Here is a 21,249-nt window from a genome sequence, read left to right as displayed (position 1 = left end):
CCTGAGGGGTGAACCGTCCCCCGCTCTCCCCCCACGGTCGAGCGGGGGACGGCCCGACAACTCTAACGGAGCGGCAGGCCCCCGGGTCACCCTCTGCACGTTCAACGTTTGCGCAAGAAGGCGCGTCGCGGCTGGAACGTTCCGACCCCCGGGGGTATGTGGGTCGAGCTGCCTCCCGAAGGGGCAATCCTCCCGTTGCGCTCCACGCCGACCGGCACGCCACTACCGTCGATCCATCGTGCTCGGGACCCACTCCCGTTCGGAAGGATCGGAAGAGACAAACCGTGACCAGGTCTACGGCCTCCACCGGCGGCCAATCCCGCCGGGCGCTGCTGCGTGCCGCCGCAGTCGCCGGGTTGGCGGCCGCGGCGTCGTCCTGCAGCTCACCGAACGAGCCCGCACCCGGCACACCCCGGCCGAGCGCCGCCGGCGGCGAGCGGGCGACCGGGGGCCGACCGGCGCAGGTCACCCCACCCAACATCGTGGTCGTGCTCGTCGACGACCTGGGATGGGACAGCCTCGGGTGCTACGGCAACGACTTCGTGGACACACCAGCCATCGACGCCTTGGCCGCCTCTGGTGTGCGCTTCACCCAGGCCTACTCGGCCGCGCCCGTCTGCTCACCCACCCGTGCGGCGCTCGTGACCGGTCTGTACCCCGCCCGCACCGGCATCACCGACTACCTGCGTCCGGTTGATGCCCTCACTGACGCCTTCCTGCCCCCTGACGTGCCGACCCTGCCGGACCTCGTCCGTCCGCAGGGGTACACCACCGGCCTGATCGGCAAGTGGCACCTCACCGAGCGGTACGACGAGCCCCTGAATCGCCGAACGGGCGGGCCCGCCGCGCACGGTTTCGACGACGTTCGGCTGACGGAGGAGCAGTACATCGACGTGGGTGACTACGTCGCGCCGTACGCCTTCATGCCATCGGTCCCTGCCAAGCCCGGGGAGCACCTCACCGACCGCCTCGCGCGCGAGGCGGTCGACTTCATCGACGACCACGCCGACGAGCCGTTCGTCCTGCTGCTCTCGGACTACGCGGTCCACGACGACCTCGTTGCTCGGCCTGACCTGCTGGCCAAGTACGAGGCCCGGACCGGGGTGGGCCGCCCCGGTCGCGACCCCGCCTATGCCGCCATGGTCGAGGGCGTCGACGCCCAGGTCGCCCGCGTGGTCCGAGCGCTTCGCCGCCGCGGGATCGCGGAGCGGACCCTGGTGATGGTGACTGCCGACAACGGGGCCCAGGACAGGGCAGCCAACCGACCTTTGCGCGGGGGCAAGGGCGAGCTCTACGAGGGCGGCATCCGGGTCCCTCTCGTGGTGGCCTGGGCATCGGTGCCCGGCTCGACCACTGCGGAGAGCGAAGGACGAGTGGATGCCACCGTGGTAAGCACCGTGGACCTGCTCCCCACCATCTTGGCGGTGACAGGCCGGCCCGAGTCACCCGCGGGGCTCGACGGGCTCAACGCAGCCGGGCTGCTGCCCGGCGGGGACGGCTCGGTGGCGTCGCGCGACGCACTGTTCTGGCTCTACCCACATCACATCGGGGGCACCCACCCCCATGCCGCCGTTCGGTCGGGGGGCCTCAAGCTGGTGGAGCAGCTACGTGACGGCTCGGTCGAGCTCTACGACCTCGACCGCGACCCCGGTGAGCGCGTCGATCTCGCGTCAGCTCGTCCGAGCGACGTCGACCGGCTCCGGGGCATGCTCGACCGCCATGTCGTCGACGTCGGGCTGCTGCCGGGCCCTCCCGCCTCGGACACCCCGTCGGCCGTGACGACGTGGGAGTCGGGGCGGGTCCTCCGCGTCCCCGACGGGTCGGTGGTGGGGGGCGCCCGGGTGGAGGGCGGGCGCCTCGTGGTCCCTGCCTCAGGAGCGACGGTGCTGGTGCGCTCGACGCAGGCGGTCGCCGCACGACCGTGGTCGGTCCTGTCGACCGCTCCCTCCCTCGGCCGCGGCGGCAGCTCGGTGATGCTCGGGCTGGCGGTCGACGCCGGCAACCACGTGCTGTTCCACTATGACCACACCAAGCGGTCTGTCGGCTGGGACCTCCGTGTCGACGGAGTGGTCCTCAACCTCGGCAAAGAACCGCTCGCGGGACTGGACGGCACCCTGGACCTCTCCGGACCCGGTGCGCGGATGGGTCTCAGCGGCCGGGGCGCGCGCCTCGCCGCGTGGGCCGACCAAGGCCGAGGTGCGGGCTGGGAGTTCCTCTTCCTCGTCGACATCGCGCGATCGCCCCTCGACCTCTCCAATTTGCGCACCCGGCGTCGGCTCCGGCACGCCGTGGCGTTTGACGCCGACGCCAGGCCGACGGTCCTCGGTGAGCTGCTGGTCGGTGCGTTGCGCTGAAAGCAGGCTCAGGGCCGGTCGAGCCTGATGATGGCGATCTGCGGCGCGCCAAATCCCGCCGGGACACCTCCACTGACGGCCACCACGGTCCCGCCATCAGGCGCGAGCGCGACGTACCGGGGCGTGAACGGGAGCGACAAGCGGTCTCGTACCTTCCGCTCCATGGTGTCGACCAGGACGACCCGGTCCCGACCGGCGACGACGGCGGTCCGGGGTGCATCCGCCTCGGTCGCGAACACGACCTCGGCGCCCGTCCTCGCGCCCAGGGTCATGGTGCTCGCGATGAAGGCCCCGCCGCCAGTGCCGCGTTCGTAGACCGTGACCGTGGTGTTGCTCCGGGGCAACCACAGGTCACCCGTGGCCGGATCGGTCCGCACCAAGCCGTTCGACCGCGGCGGCGGCACGCTGTCGCGGCTCACCACCCGCCCGTCGCCGACGTCGACGGTCACGAGGCCGGACGTGGTGGTCACGTAGGCGTAGAGCCCGTCCGCCTGAACCTGCACACCCGTCGGGTCGGCGCCGAGCTCGACCTCGGCGACCCGCCGCATCTGTCCGGGGTCACTCACGTCGAGGACGGTCAACCGCCCGTCGGTTCCGGACGCGTCCGATCCCCCGTCCGGGACCACCGCGCGGCGCCCACCGTCCAGGAGGTGGACGAGGCGGGTCTGGGCCGGGCCCTCGACCCGACCGAGCTCGACCATCGTCGTGGTGTCGACGGCGACGACCTCCCTGCTCACCGGCAGGAACAAGATGGCGCCGTCGGCGGACAACCGCATCGGCCCGACGTTGGGCAGGGCCAGTCGTCCGATGACCGAACCGGCACCGTCGGTGTCGAGCTTGACGACGGAGTCGGCGCACTGCACGTAGAGGATGGATCCGGTCGTGCCCGCGACGACTTCTTCAGGGTCGGTGCAGACGGAGATCCGGCGCACAGCGCCGGTCTGGTTGTCGACCACGGCGATGTCCGAGACACCGTCGTCCTCGTTCGGGACGAAGGTCCGTCGACCGTCGGACGACACGATCGGACGGGTGGGCTCGCCGAACAGCGCTACGTCGAGAGTCGCCTCCCCGGCCACGGGGCCACTGGATCCGTCAGGGCCGGTCCCCGCTGGAGGCGCCTCCGTGGTCGGGGCGCCCGCTGGCCCGCCCGACGTGACCTCCGTTGGCGCCGCGATCGCTGTCTGCGCAGCACTCTCCTCCGGGGCGTCCGCGCCCCCGCTCGCCAAGACGACGGCCCCGCCGATCGCGAGGAGCACGGCGACCACGGCGCCCGCCATCACGCGGGATGACGTACGTCGTGGAGCGCCTGGCTCGGTCTGGAACGCCGGCACGGTGGTCGGGACGGTCGTCGGCGCCGCCGGAGCGACGGTGGGGGGCGCGAGCGACTTCTTGATCGTCGTGTCGGCGGTGGAGGGCCCGAGCGATCGACGTCCCGGCTCGCGCAGGAGACCGCGCAGCTCGTAGGCAACCTCCCCCGCCTGCGGGCGAGCCTGTGGGTTGCTGCGGAGCATGCGGACCAGCAGATCGGTCATGGGCCCGGCGCGCCGAGGAGCCGGCGCCTCTTCGTTGAGCAGCCGCACCAAGATGCTGGCGAGGCTCGGTGAGTCGAGGGCGAAGGGCGCGTCCCCTTCGATGGCGGCGTATGCCGTCGCGGCGAGCGACCAGACGTCGCTCGCCGGGGTCGCGCCCTCGCCGCGGGCGACCTCGGGCGGGAGGAAGGCCACTGTGCCCACCAGGTCACCGGCACGCGTCAGGGCGGTGTCTCCCTGGGCGCGGGCGATGCCGAAGTCAGTCAGGAAGACGGCACCGTCACGGCCGATCATGATGTTGCCCGGCTTGACGTCCCGGTGCAGGACGCCGGCCCGGTGCGCGGCTGCCAGCGCGTCGGCGACGTCGGCGGTGGTGCGGGCGACCTCGGTCCAGTCCAGACAGCCCGTTCGTTGCACACGTTCGGCCAACGACTCGCCGTCCACGTACCGCATGATCAGGTGCGGCTGTCCATCCACCCGGACGAGGTCGTAGAGGGTGACGATGGAGCGGTGGTCGAGCCTGGCCAGGACTCGCGCCTCGCGCAGCATGCGCTCGACCATCTCGACGTCCGCCAGTCCGCCGGTGACGGTGCGGAGACGCTTGACCGCGACCTGCCGACCGAGGTCGAGGTCGGTCGCCAGCCAGACATCACCCATGCCGCCCGAGCCGAGCGGGCGCTCGCGTCGGTAGCGGCCGGCGAGCACGTCATCCACGTCACGTCTCCGATCTACCGCGCGATCGTAGGTCGGCGACGGCCGTGGCGTCCTGCGTTCTCGTGAGCCCGACACCCGCCGCGACCCGGACGCACGACAGCCCGGACCGTGTGGTCCGGGCTGTCGGGTGGTGTGCGCGAGGGGGGATTTGAACCCCCACGCCCTTTCGGACACTGGCACCTGAAGCCAGCGCGTCTGCCGTTCCGCCACTCGCGCAAGTAGCCCGTGGAGACTATCCCAGCGGGTCGGCGGGGCCAAAACCGGTGGGTCGCCACCGGGACCGCCGGGCGCGTGGGCCACGCCACGAGGTGGTCAGGACCGCGGGCGGGTTGCGCGGCCCACCCCGAGGGGATCGCTACGATCGAGCGAACCTCCGGTCGACCGACCGGCGGTCGCCATGCCTTCACCCACGCACGACCCAGCCAGACCACACCGCAGGACCAAGACGAGCGGCGCCGACCCGGTGCCACCCAGCCGAGGACGAGGAGGTGCGCACGATGGGCGGGTTGCAGCGCTTCGAGCGGCGCCTCGAGTCGATGATCTCCGGCGCCTTCGCCAAGACGTTCCGCAGTGCCGTGCAGCCGGTGGAGATCGCCGCCGCCCTCGAGCGCGAGGTCGACAACAACGCCCAGGTGCTCTCGCGCGAGCGCCGGCTGGTGCCCAACAGCTTCCACGTCGAGCTCTCGGGCACCGACCTGGACCGGCTGGCGCCGTACGACTCGACGCTGGTGCGCGAGCTGTCCGACCAGGTGCAGGAGCACGCCCGCACCCAGGGCTACGTCTTCCCCGGCCCGGTGCGGATCGCCCTCGAGGCCACCGACGACCTCACCACCGGCCGCTTCCGCATCCGCAGCCGCGCCGAGGCCAAGGTCGTCGGCACCGCCACCCACACCCAGGTACGCCGGGCGGTGGCGATGATCGAGGTCAACGGCAGCCACCACCCGCTGCCGCCGCCGGGCCTCGTCGTGGGCCGCGGCACCGACGCCGACCTGCGCATCAACGACCCCGGCATCAGCCGCCGCCACCTGGAGTTCATGGTGACCGCGGGCCGCGAGGGCGAGGACCCCGTCGTCGAGGTGCACGACCTCGGGTCGACCAACGGCATCGCCGTCGACGGCCGCAAGGTGCCGCGGGCGGTGCTGCGCGAGGGCTCGCAGGTCCGGGTCGGCACCACCACCATGACCGTGCACATCGTGCGCGACGACCTGCACGGGTCGGGCGCCCAGGAGGCCACCGGTGTCTGAGCTGACCTTCTTCCTGATCCGCATCGCCTACCTGGCGATCCTATGGATCTTCGTCCTGGCCGCGATCTCGGTCATCCGCTCCGACATGTTCGGGGCGCGGGTGCCCGAGGCGCAGCGCGCCGTGCCCGGCCCGGCGCCGAGCCGCCAGCCCAAGCAGAAGGCGTCCAAGCGGCGCGGGGTGCCGACCCGGGTCGTGGTGACCCAGGGCAGCAGCACGGGCGCGACGGCCGCGCTCGACCAGGCCCCGATCCTCATCGGCCGCGGCAGCGACGCCGCGATCCGCCTCGACGACGACTACGCCTCCACTCGCCACGCCCGCATCGCGGCCAGCGGCGACCAGTGGTTCGTCGAGGACCTCGGCTCCACCAACGGCACCTACATCGGCAACGTCCGCATCACCCAGCCGACCACGATCACGATGGGCACCCAGGTCCGCATCGGCAAGACCGTGCTGGAGCTGCAGAAGTGACGGCCGACCGCACGCCGACGATGGCCACCTCGGCGCCGGCCACCTCCGCCGGGCTGCGGCTGTTCTACTCCGCCATCTCCGACGTGGGCCGGGTCCGCAAGGACAACCAGGACTCCGGGTACGCCGGCCCGTGGCTGCTCACCGTGTGCGACGGCGTCGGCGGGGCGGCCCGCGGCGACATCGCCTCCTCCACCGCGGTCTCCGAGCTGCGCTCCCTCGACGCCGCGCCCCCCGAGCCCGCCGGCGCCGCCACCACGGCCCCGCCCGCCACCGCGGCCGACCTCAACGACACCGAGTCGACCGGGACTGCCGCCACTGCGGGCGCCGCCGGCGTCGAGCCGACCCGTGAGGTCGCCCTCGACGCCACCAACCCCCGCGGTCGTGCGGTCGACGCCACCGCGCCCGCCCCGGGCAGCGGGCCGGAGCCGGCGATCCTCGACCGGGTCGCCTCGGCGCTGCACGCCGCCCACGAGCAGATCGGTCGCCTCGTCGACGCCGACCCGGCGATCAACGGCACCTCGACCACGGCCACGGTCGCGGCGTTCGACGGCCGCCGGCTCGGGATCGGCCACGTCGGCGACAGCCGGGCCTACCTGTTCCGCGACAACGAGATCAGCCAGCTCACCACCGACCACACGTTCGTGCAGAGCCTCATCGACGAGGGCCGCATCACCGAGGCCGAGGCCCGCACCCACCCCCACCGCAACCTCATCCTCAAGGCCCTCGACGGCGTCCACGAGGCCGAGCCCGACCTGTCCACCATCGAGCTGGTGGCCGGCGACCGGCTGCTGCTGTGCAGCGACGGGGCCTGCGGCGTCCTCGACGACGGGCGGCTCGCCGACATCCTCTCGATGGGCTCGCCCGACTTCGCCGCCGTGGAGCTGGTGCGGGCCAGCCTCGAGGCCGGCAGCTCCGACAACGTCACCTGCATCGTCGCCGACGTCGTCACCGCCGACGCGGCCGCCGCCGACCCGGCGTACGCCGAGCTCGAGCCGATGCTCGTCGGCGCGGCCGCCGAGCTCAAGCGCAAGAGCCCCCGCGGCCTGTTCCGTGGCCACCGCTCCGGTGACACGGGCGAGCTCGAGCCGATCGAGGCCGAGATCCCCGACGAGCTGCCGTTCGCGGTGGCCTCCGACCCGCTGGTGCCGGTCGACCCCGAGGCCGCCCGCTACGCCCCCCGGGCCCGGCCGCGCTACACCTGGCTGCGCCGCGCGATGGTGGTGCTCATCGTGCTCGGCCTGCTCTGGATCGGCGCGGCCGCCGCCTGGTCCTACGTCCAGCGGCAGTACTACATCGGCGAGGCCGACGGCGTCGTGGTCATCAACCGCGGCCTCGACGCCTCCCTGCCCGGCCTCGACCTGTCCGAGGTCGTCGTGGTCACCACGATCAGCGTCGACGACCTCGAGGAGTACGACCGCGACCTGGTGCAGGACGGCATCCCCGTCGACGGCCTGGCCGAGGCCCGCGACCGCGTCGAGGAGCTGGCGACCAAGCGGGTCGCCGGCACCGCCGGCGACGGTTTCGCCACCGACGACCCCGTCGCGCCCGGAGCGGGCACCGAGACCGGCTGAGGAGGCCCCGTGACGACCACCCCGGGCGCCGCCGCGCCCCAGTCCGCCCTGATGGGCTTCGTGCACCGCCGCCGCCGTGGCGCCGAGCTGTTCCTGCTCGTCATCGCCCTCGCCGTCGGCGTGGGCGGGTACGCCGCCGTCGGCCTCGGCGTCGAGGGCCAGGTGCCGGCCGACATCGTCGGGTACGGCGGCTGGCTGGCCGCCCTCATGGCCGGCGCCCACGTCGTGGTGCGGTTCGTGGCGCCGTACGCCGACCCGGTGCTGCTGCCCGTGGTGGTCGCCCTCAACGGCCTGGGCCTCGCGGTCATCCACCGCCTCGACCTGACCGACGACACCACGTTCGCCCGCCAGCAGCTGACCTGGATGACCCTGGGCGTGGTGCTGTTCGCGGTCGTGCTCGTCGTGCTGCGCGACCACCGCACGCTGAGCCGCTTCACCTACACCTCGGGCCTGGGCGCCATCGTGCTGCTGCTCCTCCCGCTGGTCCCGGGTCTCGGCACGACCATCAACGGGGCCCGCATCTGGATCCGCCTCGGCCCGTTCAGCTTCCAGCCGGGCGAGGTGGCCAAGGTGATGCTGGTGGTCGCCTTCGCGGGCTACCTCGTCCAGCACCGCGACGCCCTGGCCCTGGCCGGGCGCCGGCTGCTGCTCGTCGACCTGCCGCGCGGCCGCGACCTCGGCCCGATCATGGCCATGTGGCTGATCAGCCTGGGCATCCTGGTCTTCCAGCGCGACCTCGGCTCCAGCCTGCTGTTCTTCGGCCTCTTCCTCGTCATGCTGTACGTCGCCACCGAGCGGCCGGGGTGGTTGGTCGTCGGCGGCCTGCTGTTCGCGGGCGGCGCGGCCCTGGCCTACCGGATGTTCGGGCACGTGCGCACCCGCGTCGACACCTGGCTGCACCCCTTCGACTACTACGACGGTCCCCCGGGCCAGAACAGCTACCAGCTCGTCGAGGGCATGTTCGGCATGGGCTGGGGCGGCCTGATCGGGCGCGGCTTCGGCGAGGGCGACCCGACCCGCATCCCCTACGCCGAGTCCGACTTCATCATGGCCGCCATCGGCGAGGAGCTCGGCCTGACCGGGGTCCTCGCGGTGCTCCTGATGTACGGCGTGGTGGTCGAGCGCGCGCTGCGCACCGCGGTGATCTCGCGCGACAACTTCGGCAAGCTGATGGCCGTCGGGCTGGCCAGCGTCTTCGCGCTGCAGCTGTTCGTGGTCATCGGCGGCGTCACCCGCCTCATCCCGCTGACCGGCCTGACGACGTCGTTCCTGTCCTACGGCGGGTCCTCGCTCGTGGCGAGCTGGGTCGTCGTCGCGCTGCTGCTGCGCATCTCCGACCAGGCCCGGCGCCCCGCGCCGGTGCTGGTGAAGGTCGACGAGGAGCAGGAGGCCGAGGAGTCGACCCAGGTGATCAAGCTGTGAGACCTGCTCGTCCGACCCGCCGACCACACCGAGCCCCGCCAGGAGGTGCCACCGCGTGAACAAGCCGATCCGCAGCGTCGCGATCTTCTGCCTGTTCCTGTTCCTGGCCCTCATGCTCAACGCGACCTACCTGCAGTTCTGGTCCGCGCAAAGCCTCGACGACCGGCCCGAGAACCGCCGGGTCAGCGAGGCCGCCTACTCCAGCGCCCGCGGCCCGATCCTGGTCGGGCGCACCCCGATCGCGGAGTCCGAGCCGGTCGACGACGAGTACCAGTACCTGCGCACCTACGAGCGCCCGCTGCTCTACGCCCCCGTCACCGGCTACTTCTCCTTCGGCTCCAGCAGCGGCATCGAGCGGTCCCAGAACGAGGTGCTCTCGGGCGAGGACCCGCGGCTGTTCATCGGCAGCCTGGTCGACCTGCTGTCCAACAAGGCGCCGCGGGGCGGGTCGGTCCAGCTGACCCTCGACCCCGACGCCCAGCAGGCCGCCTACGACGGCCTCACCGGGCTCACCGACGGCGTCGAGGGCGCCGTGGTGGCCCTCGAGCCCGGGACCGGCAAGATCCTGGCGATGGTCTCGGCGCCGACGTACGACCCCAACAAGCTCTCGACGCACGACTTCGCCGCTCGCGACGAGACCTTCCAGCGGCTCGAGGACGACGAGCGCCAGCCGCTGGTCAACCGGGCCATCCAGACCCGGCTCTTCCCCGGCTCGACCTTCAAGCTGGTCACCGCGGCCGCCGCGCTGGAGTCGGGCCAGTACCAGGGCGCCGACGCCCAGGTGCCGGGCGGCAACACCTACCAGCTGCCGCAGACCAGCGGCGACTCCGGTGAGATCGACAACGAGGGTCGCTACTGCCCCGACCCGCTGACCCTGCGCCTGGCCATGGAGCAGTCGTGCAACACGACCTTCGCCAAGCTGGCCGTCAACGTCGGCGCCGAGGCGATGCTGCGCCAGGCCGAGAAGTTCGGGTTCAACAGCGACTACCTCGACGACCTGCCCAACCAGGCCCGCTCGGTGTTCCCGACCGAGATGAACCCGCCGCAGACCGGGCAGTCCGGCATCGGCCAGTACGACGTCCAGGCCACGCCCCTGCAGATGGCCATGGTCGCCGCCGGCATCGCCAACGACGGCGTCGTCATGCGGCCCTACCTGGTCAACGAGGTCCAGTCGGCCGACTTCGACGCCCAGCAGACCGACCCCGAGGAGCTCAGCCAGGCGGTCTCGCAGAGCACCGCCGACGCGATCACCGAGGCCATGGTCTCCACCGTCGACGAGGGCACGGCCGAGCCGGCGCAGATCCAGGACGTCCGGGTCGCCGGCAAGACCGGCACCGCGCAGCGCGGGGTGCCGGGCGAGCCGCCGTACGGCTGGTTCGTCTCGTTCGCACCGGCCGACGACCCCCAGGTCGCGGTGGCGGTGATGATCCAGGAGGCCCCCGGCCGGGAGATCGCCGGCGGTGCCCTCGGCGGGCCGATCGCCAAGGCCGTGATGGAGGCGGTGCTGCAGTGAGCCCGACCGCGCCCACGACCCCGCCCGTCCGACCCGAGACCGAGAGGAGCGCACGATGACCGACTTCGCCGACGACGGCGGGCGCTACCGCCTCGACTCCCGCATCGCCACCGGCGGGATGGGCGAGGTGTGGCGCGCCACCGACACCACGCTGGGCCGCCAGGTGGCGGTCAAGCTGCTCAAGGCCGAGTACGCCGACGACGCGACGTTCCGCGCCCGGTTCGAGACCGAGGCCCGGCACGCCGCGGCCCTGCACCACCCGGGCATCGCGGCCGTCTTCGACTTCGGCGAGCGGGCCGCGACCGACGGCTCGGGCACCCCGCGCCCCTACCTGGTGATGGAGCTGGTCGAGGGCCAGCCGCTGTCGTCGCTGATCGGCGCCAACAGCGGGGGCCGCGACCTCGACCCGCGGGCGCTGCGCGACCTGTTGATCCAGACCGGCGAGGCCCTCGGCGCCGCCCACCGCGCCGGCATCGTGCACCGCGACGTCAAGCCCGCCAACCTGATGGTCACCCCCGACGGCCGGGTCAAGGTCACCGACTTCGGCATCGCCCGGGCCGCCGACGGCGTCGGCATCACCCGCACCGGCGCGGTGATGGGCACCCCGCAGTACCTCTCCCCCGAGCAGGCCGAGGGCCGCCCGGCCACCGCGGCCTCCGACGTCTACGCCCTCGGCATCGTGGCCTTCGAGTGCCTGGCCGGCTACCGGCCCTTCGACAAGGAGTCCTCGGTGGCCACCGCGCTCGCCCACGTGCGCGAGCCGGTGCCGCAGCTGCCGTCCTCGGTCGAGCCCGACCTCGCCTCGGTCATCACCCGCGCGCTGTCGAAGGACCCCGCCGAGCGGTACGCCGACGGCGCGGCCTTCGCGGCCGCGTTGCGCGACCCGGCCACCGCGGCGATCCAGCGGCCGCGGGTCGTGCCCGCCCCGGTCCCCGTGCCCGACGCCGGGTCGACCCAGGTGCTCCCCGCGACGCCGTACGAGCCGGTCGACGCGGTCGTCCCACCGCCGGCGACGCCGGTCGAGGAGCGCAACCGGCGCCGCAACCCGTGGCCGGTCGTGCTGGTGGTGCTGCTGCTCGTCGCGCTCGCCGTGGTGCTGACGCTGCTGCTGACCGGCGGTGACGGCGAGGAGCCCACCGACGGCGCCACGACGCCCAGCGCGACCACGCCCACGCAGACCGAGACCACGCCCTCGGAGACGACGACGACCGAGGAGGGCCCGGCGACCGTCCGGCTCGACCCGGGCGACTTCGTCGACCGGCCGGTCGACGACGTCGAGGCCGACCTGCGGGACCGGGGCTTCGACGTCGAGCTCGACGCGGTCGAGAACGACGACCCCGACAGCAACGGCCTCGTCACGGGCATCGACCCGAGCGGCGACGTGGAGGAGGGGTCGCTCATCACGGTGACCTACCTCGACGACGCGCCGGAGGAGACCACCGAGCCGGAGCCGTCGGAGACGCCGAGCGAGACCCCGACCGAGGAGACCCCGACCGAGCCGGCACCGGGCGACGGTGGACCCGGAGGGGGCGGACCCGACGGCAGCGGACCACCCGGACAGGAGCAGACCCCGTGAGCGAGCACGGCGACGGCTCCAGCCGGCCCACGGTCGGCGGGCGCTACGAGCTCGGCGAGCTGCTGGGCCGCGGCGGCATGGCGGAGGTCCGCAAGGGCACCGACACCCGGCTCGGGCGCATCGTGGCCGTCAAGCGGCTGCGCACCGACCTGGCCAGCGACGCGACGTTCCAGGCCCGCTTCCGGCGCGAGGCCCAGTCCTCGGCCTCGCTCAACCACCCGGCGATCGTCGCGGTCTACGACACCGGCGAGGAGGAGGCCACCGACGGGTCGGGCGTGGCCCAGCCCTACATCGTCATGGAGCACGTCGCCGGCCGCACGCTGCGCGACATCCTGCGCGAGGGTCGCAAGATCCTGCCCGAGCGGGCCCTGGAGATCACCAGCGGCGTCCTGTCGGCGCTCGACTACAGCCACCGCGCGGGCATCATCCACCGCGACATCAAGCCCGGCAACGTGATGCTGACCCCCACCGGCGACGTCAAGGTCATGGACTTCGGCATCGCCCGCGCGATGAGCGACGCCGCCAACTCGATGACCCAGACCGCCGCGGTCGTCGGCACCGCGCAGTACCTCTCCCCCGAGCAGGCCCGCGGCGAGCAGGTCGACTCCCGCTCCGACGTCTACTCCGCCGGTTGCCTGCTCTACGAGCTGCTGACCGGCCGGCCGCCGTTCGTGGGTGACAGCCCCGTCGCGGTCGCCTACCAGCACGTGCGCGAGCAGCCGGCGCCGCCGTCGGACCACGACACCGACCTGCCGCCCGAGGTCGACGCCATCGTGATGAAGGCGCTGGCCAAGCGCCTCGAGGACCGCTACCAGTCCGCCGGCGCGATGCGCACCGACATCGAGCGCTACCTGGCCGGACGCCCGGTCGAGGCCGTCGTCCCGACCCCGCCGCCCGAGCCCGTGGCCCGGCCGGTCGCGGCCCCCGTCCCGGTGGCCACCCCGCCACGCCGGCCGGAGCCGGCCGACCTGCCGCCCGCCGACGACAACCCGCGCACCGGGCTGTGGGTGGTGCTCGGGCTGCTGGTCATCGCCCTGCTCGTGGCCGGGTGGTTCCTGGTCAAGGACTCCCTGTTCCCCGAGTCGCCCGAGCGCACCGCCGTGCCCGAGGTGGTGGGCCTGACCGAGCAGCAGGCCCGCGACGAGATCGCCGACGTGGGGCTCGCGCCCGAGGTGACCTACGAGAACAGCGACACCGTCGCCGTCGACCGGGTCATCGAGCAGGACCCCGAGTCCGGCTTCGTCGACCCGGGTTCGACCATCACCGTGACCGTCTCCATCGGCAGCGCCGACGTGCCGGTGCCCTCGGTGGTCGGCAGTCCCCTCGGCGACGCCACCCGTGAGCTGCGCGCCCAGGACTTCCGGGTGCGCGCCCGGGAGGAGGAGAGCGACCTGCCCGAGCGCCAGGTGCTGCGCCAGGAGCCCGCCCCCGGCACCGAGGTGGCCAAGAACGCCGTCATCACGCTGTTCTACTCCGACGGCCCCGAGCAGGTGCCCGATGTCGTGGGGCTCGGCGAGCAGCGGGCCCGCCGCGCCATCGAGCAGGCCGGCTTCGTCGCCGACGTGCGGCCCGACACCACCTCGACCGAGCGGGCGGGCCGGGTCACCGACCAGTCGCAGGAGCCCGGCACGACGCTGCCCAAGGACAGCACGGTGACGATCTTCGTCTCGGTCTACACCCCGCCTCCGACCACGGCGCCGCCCACGACGCCCGTGCCCACCACGCCGGTGCCGACCGACCCGGTGCCGACCGACCCGCTGCCCACGGACCCGCTGCCCACGACCCCGCCCGCGGGGCGGCGCGAGCACTGAGCCGCCCGGGCCGCCCGGGCCGCCCGGGCCGCCCGGGCCGCCCGGGCCGCCCGGGCCGCCCGGGCCGCCCGGGCCGCCCGGGCCGGCCGGGCCGGCCGGGCCGGCCGGGTCAGCTGGGTCAGCTGGTGCGCGGCTCGGCGACCTCGAGGTCGAGCAGGCCGTCGTACGCCGGCGCCTCGACCTCGTCCTCGGTCAGGTCCCAGCCGACGCCGACCTCGGGCCGGAGCGCGTCGTAGCGGAAGCCCGCCACGTCGGCGTCGTCGTCGAGGGCGGCCACGAGGGCGTCGGGGTCGCCCACGGCCTGGATCGTGTAGGGCTCGGGGTAGGGCACGCCCTGGAGCTGGACCTGGCTGCCCGAGCACTGGATGCCGGTCGTGGTCACCAGCCGCTGGCCCTGCAGCGTCACCGCCGCCGCGCCGCCGGCCCACAGCGCGTTGACCACGGCCTGGAGGTCCTGCTGGTGCACCACCATGAGGTCGACGTCGGCCTGGGCGTCGGGCCGGCCCACGGCCTCCTCGATCTGCTCCTCGGGCGCGTCGGACATCACGATCGTCACGCCCTCGCCGCTGACCGGCTCGAGCCCCGCCGGGCCGCGCAGCCGCTCGGCGCGCCGGCGCTCCTTGCGGACCGCGGCGTCGTCGACCTGCTCGGTGAGCTGCTCGACCTCGGCGCCGAGCCGGTCGGCCCGGGCCTGCAGGTCCTGGTAGCTGCGCGAGGCGCCCTCGGTGAGGCTGGCCAGCGAGGTGTAGCGCCCGGGTCGCAGGTCGGTGCCCTGGCTGTTGGTGCCCGAGACGACGAACAGGGCCCCGCACACCAGCACCACCGCGGGGGTGCCGAAGCGCCACCCCGCCGAGCGCCGCGGCCGGTCGGGGACGGCCGGCTCGGGCGTGGTCACGGGGTCCTCGGCCGCAGGCGGGGACGACGCGGTTCGGTCCGTGGGATCCACGCCGACTAAGGTAACCCGCGACCCAGCGACCGGAGGACCAAGGATCAACGTGGCCAAGCTCAAGGCGAAGCAGGAGACCTTCAACCCCGACCGGGGGCCGGTGCTCAGCGTCCGTTCGGTCCTCGCGCTGGTGCTGGTCGTCGCCGGCATCGCGTGGATGACCTACTACTACATCGCGGTCCGCGACCCCGACGGCATCGGGCCCGAGCCGGCCACCGGTCCCGGCTTCATGCGCGACCTCGCCAACTGGAACTACCTCATCGGCTTCGGCGCGGTCCTCCTCGGCCTCGCCGCCTCGGCCCACCCCTCGACCCCGCTGGGCCGCGGCCGCGGCGTCGTGGTCGGCATGCTCGGCTGCTTCCTCATCGGCCTGGCCTGGATCTGCGTGTTCTACGCCATCGCCAACGACACCTCCTCCGTGCCGGTCTTCAACGACCTCGGCCAGAAGAACCTCTTCGTCGGCATCGCGTTCATGGCGGTCGGCTTCACCTTCGCGACCCGCTGGGAGTAGCCCGACCCGCGCCCCGTCGTACGACGACCGGCCCGATCCCGCTCCTGGGGTCGGGCCGGTGTCGTGCGCGGGCCCACGCGCGCCGTCGACGACGATCCACAGGCTTGTCCACACCTGTGGAGCGAATGACACCCGTGTAGTTCTCCACACCGCCGTCCACAGCTGTGGACGGCGCGGGGTCAGGCGAGGACGGCGCTGCGCAGGATGACGGCGAGCGCGACGAGCGCGGTGACGCCGCCGATGGCCGACCACTGGGCCAGCGACCGCCGGGTGCCGCGTGGGGCGTAGACGATCACCGCGGTGACCGCGGCCCCGCCGACGAGGCCGCCGAGGTGGCCCTGCCAGGAGATGTTGGGCAGGGCGAAGGTGATGAGCACGTTGACGGCGAGCAGGCCGGCGATGCTGCGCAGGTCGGCGCCGACCTTGTGGACGAGCACCGCGATGGCCCCGAACAGGCCGAAGATCGCGCCCGAGGCACCGAGGGTCAGCGAGCCCGGGCCCGTCAGCCAGTAGACGGTGGCCGACCCGGTGAGCAGCGCGAGCGCGTAGACGGCGAGGAACCGGGCCCGGCCCAGCGCGGCCTCGACCTGCGGGCCGAGGATGTAGAGGGAGAACATGTTGGCCGCGATGTGCCAGACCTGCACGTGGGTGAACCCGTTGGTCACCAGCTGCCAGTAGGCGCCGTCGGCCACGCCCGGCAGGTAGAAGCTGCCGCAGACCGAGGAGGGCAGCTCGGTGAAGCCGGTGCGGGTGAAGCAGCCCCCGACCGGGCTGATCGCCAGCTGGTCGACGAGCCGGCTGGTGCGCCCGCCGGTGGCGAGGATGGCCAGCCACACGGCGACGTTGAGCCCGATGATGACGTAGGACGTCAGCGCGGGGTTGGCCGAGCGGCGGCCGCCGTAGGTGGCGACTCCCTGCCGGGTCGCCCGGGCGCCCTCGTTGACGCAGGAGGGGCACTGGAAGCCGACCGCCGCGTCACGCATGCAGTCGGTGCAGATCGGTCGGTCGCAGCGCTGGCAGCGGATGCCCGCCTCGCGCCCGGCGTGGCGGTAGCACACCATCGCGCCGGGCGCGGGGACGGACATCGCTCAGGCTCCGACGATCTCGACGGTCTCGATGACGACCGGCTCGACCGGACGGTCGCCCGCACCGGTCGGGGTGGCCGCGATGGCGTCGACCACGTCGCGCGAGGCCTGGTCGGCCACCTCGCCGAAGATGGTGTGCTTGCGGTTGAGCCACGGGGTGGCGCCCACGGTGATGAAGAACTGCGAGCCGTTGGTGCCGGGGCCCGCGTTGGCCATGGCGAGCAGGTAGGGCTTGTCGAAGACGAGCTCGGGGTGGATCTCGTCCTTGAACTGGTAGCCCGGGCCGCCGGTGCCGGTGCCGAGCGGGCACCCGCCCTGGATCATGAAGCCCGAGATGACCCGGTGGAAGCCGAGGCCGTCGTAGAACTTGCCGGTGCGGCCGTCGGGGGTGGAGTAGTCCTTGGTGCCCTGGGCGAGCCCGGTGAAGTTGTCCACCGTCTCGGGCGCGTGGTGGGGGAACAGGGTGATGGTGATGTCACCCCGGTTGGTCTTGAGGATGGCCTGCTGGTCCGCCATGACTGCCTTTCGCGCAGAGGGGTCGACGCGCGCCGCCGGGGTCCCGGCGCCGCGGTCCGAGCACCACGATCCTGCCAGAGGGGCCTCACCCGAGTCGGGGTGGCTGGGCCACCGGGCGCGTGGTTGGGTGGAGCCGGACAGACCCCCGCAGGCCGCGAGGCCAGGAGAGAGAGGCTCGCAGATGGGACTCCGCAAGAAGAAGTCGATCGTCGACCAGGCGCGCGACCAGGCCGGTGACTACGTCGACGCCCTGCGCCCCCACGTCGAGTCGGCCCTGGAGCAGGCCAAGGACTTCGTCCAGGACACCGCGCTCCCCGCGCTGACCGACGCCAAGGACAAGGCCGTCCCCGCGATCAACGACGCCCGCGCCAAGGCGGTGCCGGCCCTCGTCGACGCCAAGGACCGTGCCGTCCCGGTGCTCCAGGACGCCCGCGACAAGGCCACCCCGGTGCTGCACGACGCTCGCGCCAAGGCCGCCCCGGTCCTGGCCAGCGGCGCGGCGATCGCCGGTGAGCGCGCGACGAGCGCCAAGCAGCTCGCCGAGGGCAAGGTCGCCGAGCTGCGCGGCCAGAAGCCCAAGAAGCGCAGCAAGATCAAGACCCTCGTGCTCGTCGCCGTCGCGGCTGGTGGCGTCGCCTTCGTGGCCAAGAAGCTGCAGGGCGGCGGCCAGGACAACTGGCAGTCGTCGTACACCCCGAAGCCGGCGCCGGCCCCGACCGCCGCCGCCACCCCGGCCTCGACGCCGACGTCGGCCCCGACCCCGTCGGCCCCGCAGGCCGGTGCCGACGACCACGCCGGCGCCGCGCCCGACGAGGCCATCGCCGACCTCAGCGAGGCCCCGCACCCGGTGACGTCGCCCGACGAGCCCGCCGAGGTCGTCGACGTCGACCCCGACGACACCAAGTGACGCCGCGGGTCACTGACCCGCGCGACCCGAGCAGCTAGCGGCCGCCCCGAGGAGCGATCTCCTCGGGGCGGTGCTCGTTGACCCACGCGTCGATCTGCTCCCACCAGCCGTAGAGCCAGTCGATGCGCTCGTCGCGGTCCTCGGGGATCTCCGCGCGGGGCACGTCCCACCACCGCATCACCAGGCGCTTGTCCATCGGCAGCGCCCGCCAGAGGTCCTTGACGGTCAGCAGGTGGTCGAGGCCGGTGTGCGCGACCATGACCACGTCGGCGTCGGGCGCGGCGTCGAGGGCGGCGAGCAGGCCACCCGGCTTGGGCGCCAGCACCGAGGTCATCGCCTCGGCGCGGGCGGCCATCGCCGTCAGCCCCAGCTTGTGGAGCCGGGCGATCGCCTTCTCGCGGCGCGCGAGGGTGAAGTTGCCGCCCTCGGGGAAGATCACGAACGCGTCGTTCTCGTCGAGGCCGGTGGCCAGCGCGCGGATGTGCGACTCGAGGTCCTCCCCCGCACCCGGGTGCGGCGAGATGAACCGCGCCGGGATGCGGTTGAGCAGGACGTCGATCGCGGGGTCCCAGGCCAGGGTGTCCTTGAGGACGACCCGCGGTTCCCGGGCGTACCAGCTCATCAACGCGTGGATGAGGGTGAAGGAGTCGCCGGGTCCGGCGTGCCGGCAGGCGACGACCAGCGGGCGGCCGGGGTGGGCGTCGGGGTCGGGGCCGTCGGTCTCGATGCGCAGGCGGAGCACCCGCTGGGCCTCGCGGAACAGGATCCGCAGGGTGGCCTGGACGAGGTCGTAGTGGCGCCGCTCCCACCGCGGGGTCCGCAGGCGCAGCCCGAACCCCGACGCCACCCACCACAGCAGGAGCACCACGAGCAGCACCGCCTCGGCCGTCGCGTAGACCACGACCATCCACAGCAGCCGCAGGGCCCGCCAGCGCCCCGGCAGCACGGGCGAGAGTGCCGCGGCCACGAGCAGCCAGATCGGCAGGGTCAGCCACAGCAGCACGACGAGGACCAGGACCAGCGGCGCGACGACCAGCCGGCGCAGCAGCCGCACGCCGAGGCCGGGTCGCAGGCCGGCCGCCGCGACGCTCACGCCGGGTCCAGCAGCTCGTCGAGGTACGCCGCCGCGGCGGCGTGGGTCTGCTCGATGCGGCGCTCCACGCTGCCGAAGTCGCGGGAAGCCCAGATGCTGTCGTCCTTCTCCGAGGTGCCGCGGGCCGGGAGCACGTGGCACTCGACCCCGGGCGGCAGCTCGGCGAGCTCGCGGACGAACCGGTGCCGGCGGGCCACCTCGAAGGCCACCCGGGCCACCTCCCACGGCTTCCTCGGCACGGCGAGCGGCCGGTCGAGCCGGCCGACCTGCAGCACGAACACGCGGGTGGCCCCCAGCTCGACGGCCCGGCCCAGCGGGACGGAGTTGACGATGCCGCCGTCGAGGTAGTGCTCGCCGTCGACCTCGGCGGGCGGCAGCAGGCCGGGCACCGCGGCGCTGGCCACCACCGCGTCGACCACCCGGCCCGTGGTGAACCAGTGCTCGGCGGAGCGCTCGATGCTGGCCGCGCACACCTGGAGCGGCACCGCGAGCTCCTCGAACCGCACCTCGCCGAGCTCGGCCCGCAGCCGCTTGGCGAGCGGGCCCGCGCTGTAGAGGTGGGTGCCGGTGCTGACCGCGCGGCGCACCGTGCGCAGCGGGTTGTCGCCGAGCAGCTCACGGCCGTTGCTGGCGGCCTCGCTCCACAGCTCGAGCAGCCGCGGCACCACCGAGACGTCGGGCTGGCGGGCCACCAGGGCGCCGTTCATCGCCCCGATGCTGGTGCCGAGCACCAGGTCGGGGGTGACGTCTCGCTCGAACAGCGCCCGCAGCATGCCGACCTCGACGGCGCCCAGCACGCCCCCGCCGCCGAGGACGAACGCCGTGGTCACGCCGGGCCCCGGGTCACGGGGTGGCGGGTTCGGCGGCCCACTCGCGGCGCACGCGGGCGGTGGCGCGGTGCTCGGCCCAGAACGACAGCAGCGGCACCGTGCCGCACAGCAGCGTCACCGCGGTGAACGGGATGTCCCAGTCGGCCCGGCGCGAGAGCCAGAAGGCGGCGAAGAGGAAGATCATGTAGAGCCAGCCGTGCGCCACGCCGAGGTAGCTGGTGATCCACTCACCGAGCTGCTGGGGGTCGGTGCCGTCGCCCGCGAGGTACTTCAGCGGGACGCCGACCAGGATGAGCACGACGAGCAGGACGCCGACGATCGTGGCCATCACCCGGTAGGCGGCCAGCGGCGTGCGGATCTCCGGGCTCACACGCCCGACGCTACCCGGTCGCCGACGACGGGCTCCTCGCGGGACTCCTGCACGAAGCGCCACCAGACCAGCCCGGCGAAGCCCCCGAAGACCCACCACTCCACGGCGTACAGGAAGTTCTGCGCGCCGGTGAAGGTGGTGACGCCGGGCAGCTCGGCGAGCTCGGCGGCGGGCAGGCCGTCGATGCCGTCGCGGCTGATGACGTAAGCGCTGTAGAGGTCGTCGTCGACCCGCTGGACGAGGTCGGCGATGCGCAGCTGGGGGAGCACGTCGTCGGTGGGGTCGTCGTCGACGGCGCCGGTCTGGCCGTCGGGCGGCTGCAGCCAGCCGGCCACCTCGGCCCGACCCTGCGGCGGCGCGGGCGCGTCGGCCCGGTCGGGCACCCACCCCGTCACCACGGGCACGGCGGAGCCGGGCTCGACCTCGAGCGGCGTGACGACCCACAGCCCGCGCTCGCCGGCGCGCGGCCGGCCCTCGACGAGGACCGTGCCCTGGTCGAGCCAGGTGCCGGACAGGGTGACGGGCTGGCCGACGCTCTCGCCCGGGAAGCCGTCGTCGGGGCCCATCAGGTCGGTCAGCGGCACGGGGTCGGCCTGGGTGAGGTCGACCGCGGCCGCCTGGCGCTCGGCGCGCCAGACCTGCAGCTGCCACCAGCCGAGCAGCGCCGCGGCGGTGACGAGCACCAGCGCCAGGACGTGCGCGGCGAGCAACCGGGAGGTCAGCCGTGTGCGCACCCCTCCAGGGTACGGACGTGCCGCGGGCCCCCCGGCACGCCCGGGCCTGGCACC

At 73.5% G+C, this 21,249-nt stretch carries 18 protein-coding genes and 1 tRNA gene; 10 read left to right on the top strand and 9 right to left on the bottom strand.

Annotation, left to right across the window (positions count from 1 at the left end):
* Window positions 1-8: 8 nt before the first annotated feature.
* A complete protein-coding gene (locus tag FJQ57_RS09955) occupies window positions 9-2,354 on the top strand; it encodes a sulfatase-like hydrolase/transferase (protein WP_139979746.1) in 2,346 nt (781 codons plus the stop codon).
* 8 nt (window positions 2,355-2,362) lie between these two features.
* Here the strand turns inward: FJQ57_RS09955 and FJQ57_RS09950 are convergent, their stop codons facing one another.
* Both FJQ57_RS09950 and FJQ57_RS09945 read right to left on the bottom strand, forming a co-directional pair.
* Entirely contained in the window at window positions 2,363-4,597 is a 2,235-nt protein-coding gene (locus tag FJQ57_RS09950) for a serine/threonine-protein kinase (RefSeq protein ID WP_139979744.1), read from the bottom strand.
* Between the two features lie 133 nt (window positions 4,598-4,730).
* Window positions 4,731-4,813 (bottom strand) — tRNA-Leu (locus FJQ57_RS09945).
* A 281-nt stretch (window positions 4,814-5,094) separates the two neighbouring features.
* Between FJQ57_RS09945 and FJQ57_RS09940 the strand changes: the two genes are divergently transcribed.
* From FJQ57_RS09940 to pknB, 7 genes are read left to right on the top strand one after another with little or no spacing between them, the layout of a single operon-like run.
* Complete coding sequence (locus FJQ57_RS09940) at window positions 5,095-5,841, top strand: FHA domain-containing protein (protein WP_139980588.1); 747 nt, start codon at window positions 5,095-5,097, stop codon at window positions 5,839-5,841.
* The gene (locus FJQ57_RS09935) at window positions 5,834-6,310 is read left to right on the top strand and encodes an FHA domain-containing protein FhaB/FipA (RefSeq protein WP_139979742.1); all 477 of its coding nucleotides are present in this window, start codon (window positions 5,834-5,836) and stop codon (window positions 6,308-6,310) included. Before FJQ57_RS09940 ends, FJQ57_RS09935 begins: the two co-directional genes overlap by 8 nt.
* Window positions 6,311-6,330: 20 nt before the next feature.
* On the top strand, window positions 6,331-7,881 hold the full coding sequence (locus tag FJQ57_RS22930; protein ID WP_246081769.1) for a PP2C family protein-serine/threonine phosphatase: 1,551 nt from the start codon (window positions 6,331-6,333) through the stop codon (window positions 7,879-7,881).
* A 51-nt stretch (window positions 7,882-7,932) separates the two neighbouring features.
* Window positions 7,933-9,303, top strand: a complete 1,371-nt coding sequence (locus tag FJQ57_RS09925; RefSeq protein WP_139980587.1) for an FtsW/RodA/SpoVE family cell cycle protein — start codon at window positions 7,933-7,935, stop codon at window positions 9,301-9,303.
* Between the two features lie 55 nt (window positions 9,304-9,358).
* Window positions 9,359-10,816, top strand: coding sequence for a peptidoglycan D,D-transpeptidase FtsI family protein (locus FJQ57_RS09920; RefSeq protein WP_139979740.1), 1,458 nt, complete (start codon window positions 9,359-9,361; stop codon window positions 10,814-10,816).
* Between the two features lie 55 nt (window positions 10,817-10,871).
* On the top strand, window positions 10,872-12,392 hold the full coding sequence (locus FJQ57_RS09915; RefSeq protein WP_139979738.1) for a protein kinase domain-containing protein: 1,521 nt from the start codon (window positions 10,872-10,874) through the stop codon (window positions 12,390-12,392).
* Window positions 12,389-14,203 carry a Stk1 family PASTA domain-containing Ser/Thr kinase gene (gene pknB / locus FJQ57_RS09910; RefSeq protein WP_139979736.1) on the top strand — a complete coding sequence of 605 codons (1,815 nt, stop codon included), beginning with the start codon at window positions 12,389-12,391 and terminating at the stop codon, window positions 14,201-14,203. Before FJQ57_RS09915 ends, pknB begins: the two co-directional genes overlap by 4 nt.
* Window positions 14,204-14,321: 118 nt before the next feature.
* Here pknB and FJQ57_RS09905 read toward each other — a convergent pair whose 3' ends face one another.
* Window positions 14,322-15,098, bottom strand: coding sequence for a DUF881 domain-containing protein (locus FJQ57_RS09905; protein WP_246081723.1), 777 nt, complete (start codon window positions 15,096-15,098; stop codon window positions 14,322-14,324).
* A 100-nt stretch (window positions 15,099-15,198) separates the two neighbouring features.
* Here FJQ57_RS09905 and FJQ57_RS09900 point away from each other — a divergent pair, with 100 nt between their 5' ends.
* A complete protein-coding gene (locus FJQ57_RS09900) occupies window positions 15,199-15,660 on the top strand; it encodes a cell division protein CrgA (RefSeq protein ID WP_139979734.1) in 462 nt (153 codons plus the stop codon).
* A 179-nt stretch (window positions 15,661-15,839) separates the two neighbouring features.
* On the opposite strand, the gene FJQ57_RS09895 is transcribed toward FJQ57_RS09900, so the two are convergent.
* A complete protein-coding gene (locus FJQ57_RS09895; protein ID WP_246081722.1) occupies window positions 15,840-16,745 on the bottom strand; it encodes a rhomboid family intramembrane serine protease in 906 nt (301 codons plus the stop codon).
* Between the two features lie 3 nt (window positions 16,746-16,748).
* Window positions 16,749-17,261, bottom strand: a complete 513-nt coding sequence (locus FJQ57_RS09890) for a peptidylprolyl isomerase (protein WP_139979732.1) — start codon at window positions 17,259-17,261, stop codon at window positions 16,749-16,751.
* Window positions 17,262-17,442: 181 nt separating this feature from the next.
* Between FJQ57_RS09890 and FJQ57_RS09885 the strand changes: the two genes are divergently transcribed.
* Complete coding sequence (locus FJQ57_RS09885) at window positions 17,443-18,168, top strand: hypothetical protein (RefSeq protein ID WP_139979730.1); 726 nt, start codon at window positions 17,443-17,445, stop codon at window positions 18,166-18,168.
* Between the two features lie 34 nt (window positions 18,169-18,202).
* Here the strand turns inward: FJQ57_RS09885 and FJQ57_RS09880 are convergent, their stop codons facing one another.
* Genes FJQ57_RS09880 through FJQ57_RS09865 form a run of 4 tightly spaced genes read right to left on the bottom strand, consistent with a single transcriptional unit; the run spans window position 18,203 to window position 21,195 of the window.
* Complete coding sequence (locus FJQ57_RS09880) at window positions 18,203-19,261, bottom strand: 1-acyl-sn-glycerol-3-phosphate acyltransferase (RefSeq protein WP_246081721.1); 1,059 nt, start codon at window positions 19,259-19,261, stop codon at window positions 18,203-18,205.
* Window positions 19,258-20,091, bottom strand: a complete 834-nt coding sequence (locus FJQ57_RS09875) for a patatin-like phospholipase family protein (protein WP_139979728.1) — start codon at window positions 20,089-20,091, stop codon at window positions 19,258-19,260. The genes FJQ57_RS09880 and FJQ57_RS09875 overlap by 4 nt, the downstream gene beginning before the upstream one ends.
* A gap of 13 nt (window positions 20,092-20,104) precedes the next feature.
* On the bottom strand, window positions 20,105-20,461 hold the full coding sequence (locus tag FJQ57_RS09870) for a DUF3817 domain-containing protein (protein ID WP_246081720.1): 357 nt from the start codon (window positions 20,459-20,461) through the stop codon (window positions 20,105-20,107).
* Window positions 20,458-21,195, bottom strand: a complete 738-nt coding sequence (locus FJQ57_RS09865) for an SURF1 family protein (protein ID WP_170219360.1) — start codon at window positions 21,193-21,195, stop codon at window positions 20,458-20,460. The genes FJQ57_RS09870 and FJQ57_RS09865 overlap by 4 nt, the downstream gene beginning before the upstream one ends.
* Between the last annotated feature and the right edge of the window lie 54 nt (window positions 21,196-21,249).

The sequence above is a fragment of the Nocardioides litoris genome (assembly GCF_006346315.1).
Classification (GTDB): Bacteria; Actinomycetota; Actinomycetes; order Propionibacteriales; family Nocardioidaceae; genus Nocardioides; species Nocardioides litoris.
The sequence above is the reverse complement of the archived record's forward strand: the minus strand, read 5'-3'. Positions and strand labels throughout refer to the sequence as shown.

Coding starts and splice junctions, on each gene's coding strand:
- FJQ57_RS09940 (WP_139980588.1), top strand. CDS start 5,095: ATGGGCGGGTTGCAGCGCTTCGAGCGGCGCCTCGAGTCGATGATCTCC.
- FJQ57_RS22930 (WP_246081769.1), top strand. CDS start 6,331: ATGGCCACCTCGGCGCCGGCCACCTCCGCCGGGCTGCGGCTGTTCTAC.
- FJQ57_RS09925 (WP_139980587.1), top strand. CDS start 7,933: ATGGGCTTCGTGCACCGCCGCCGCCGTGGCGCCGAGCTGTTCCTGCTC.
- FJQ57_RS09915 (WP_139979738.1), top strand. CDS start 10,872: ATGACCGACTTCGCCGACGACGGCGGGCGCTACCGCCTCGACTCCCGC.
- FJQ57_RS09895 (WP_246081722.1), bottom strand. CDS start 16,745: ATGTCCGTCCCCGCGCCCGGCGCGATGGTGTGCTACCGCCACGCCGGG.
- FJQ57_RS09890 (WP_139979732.1), bottom strand. CDS start 17,261: ATGGCGGACCAGCAGGCCATCCTCAAGACCAACCGGGGTGACATCACC.
- FJQ57_RS09885 (WP_139979730.1), top strand. CDS start 17,443: ATGGGACTCCGCAAGAAGAAGTCGATCGTCGACCAGGCGCGCGACCAG.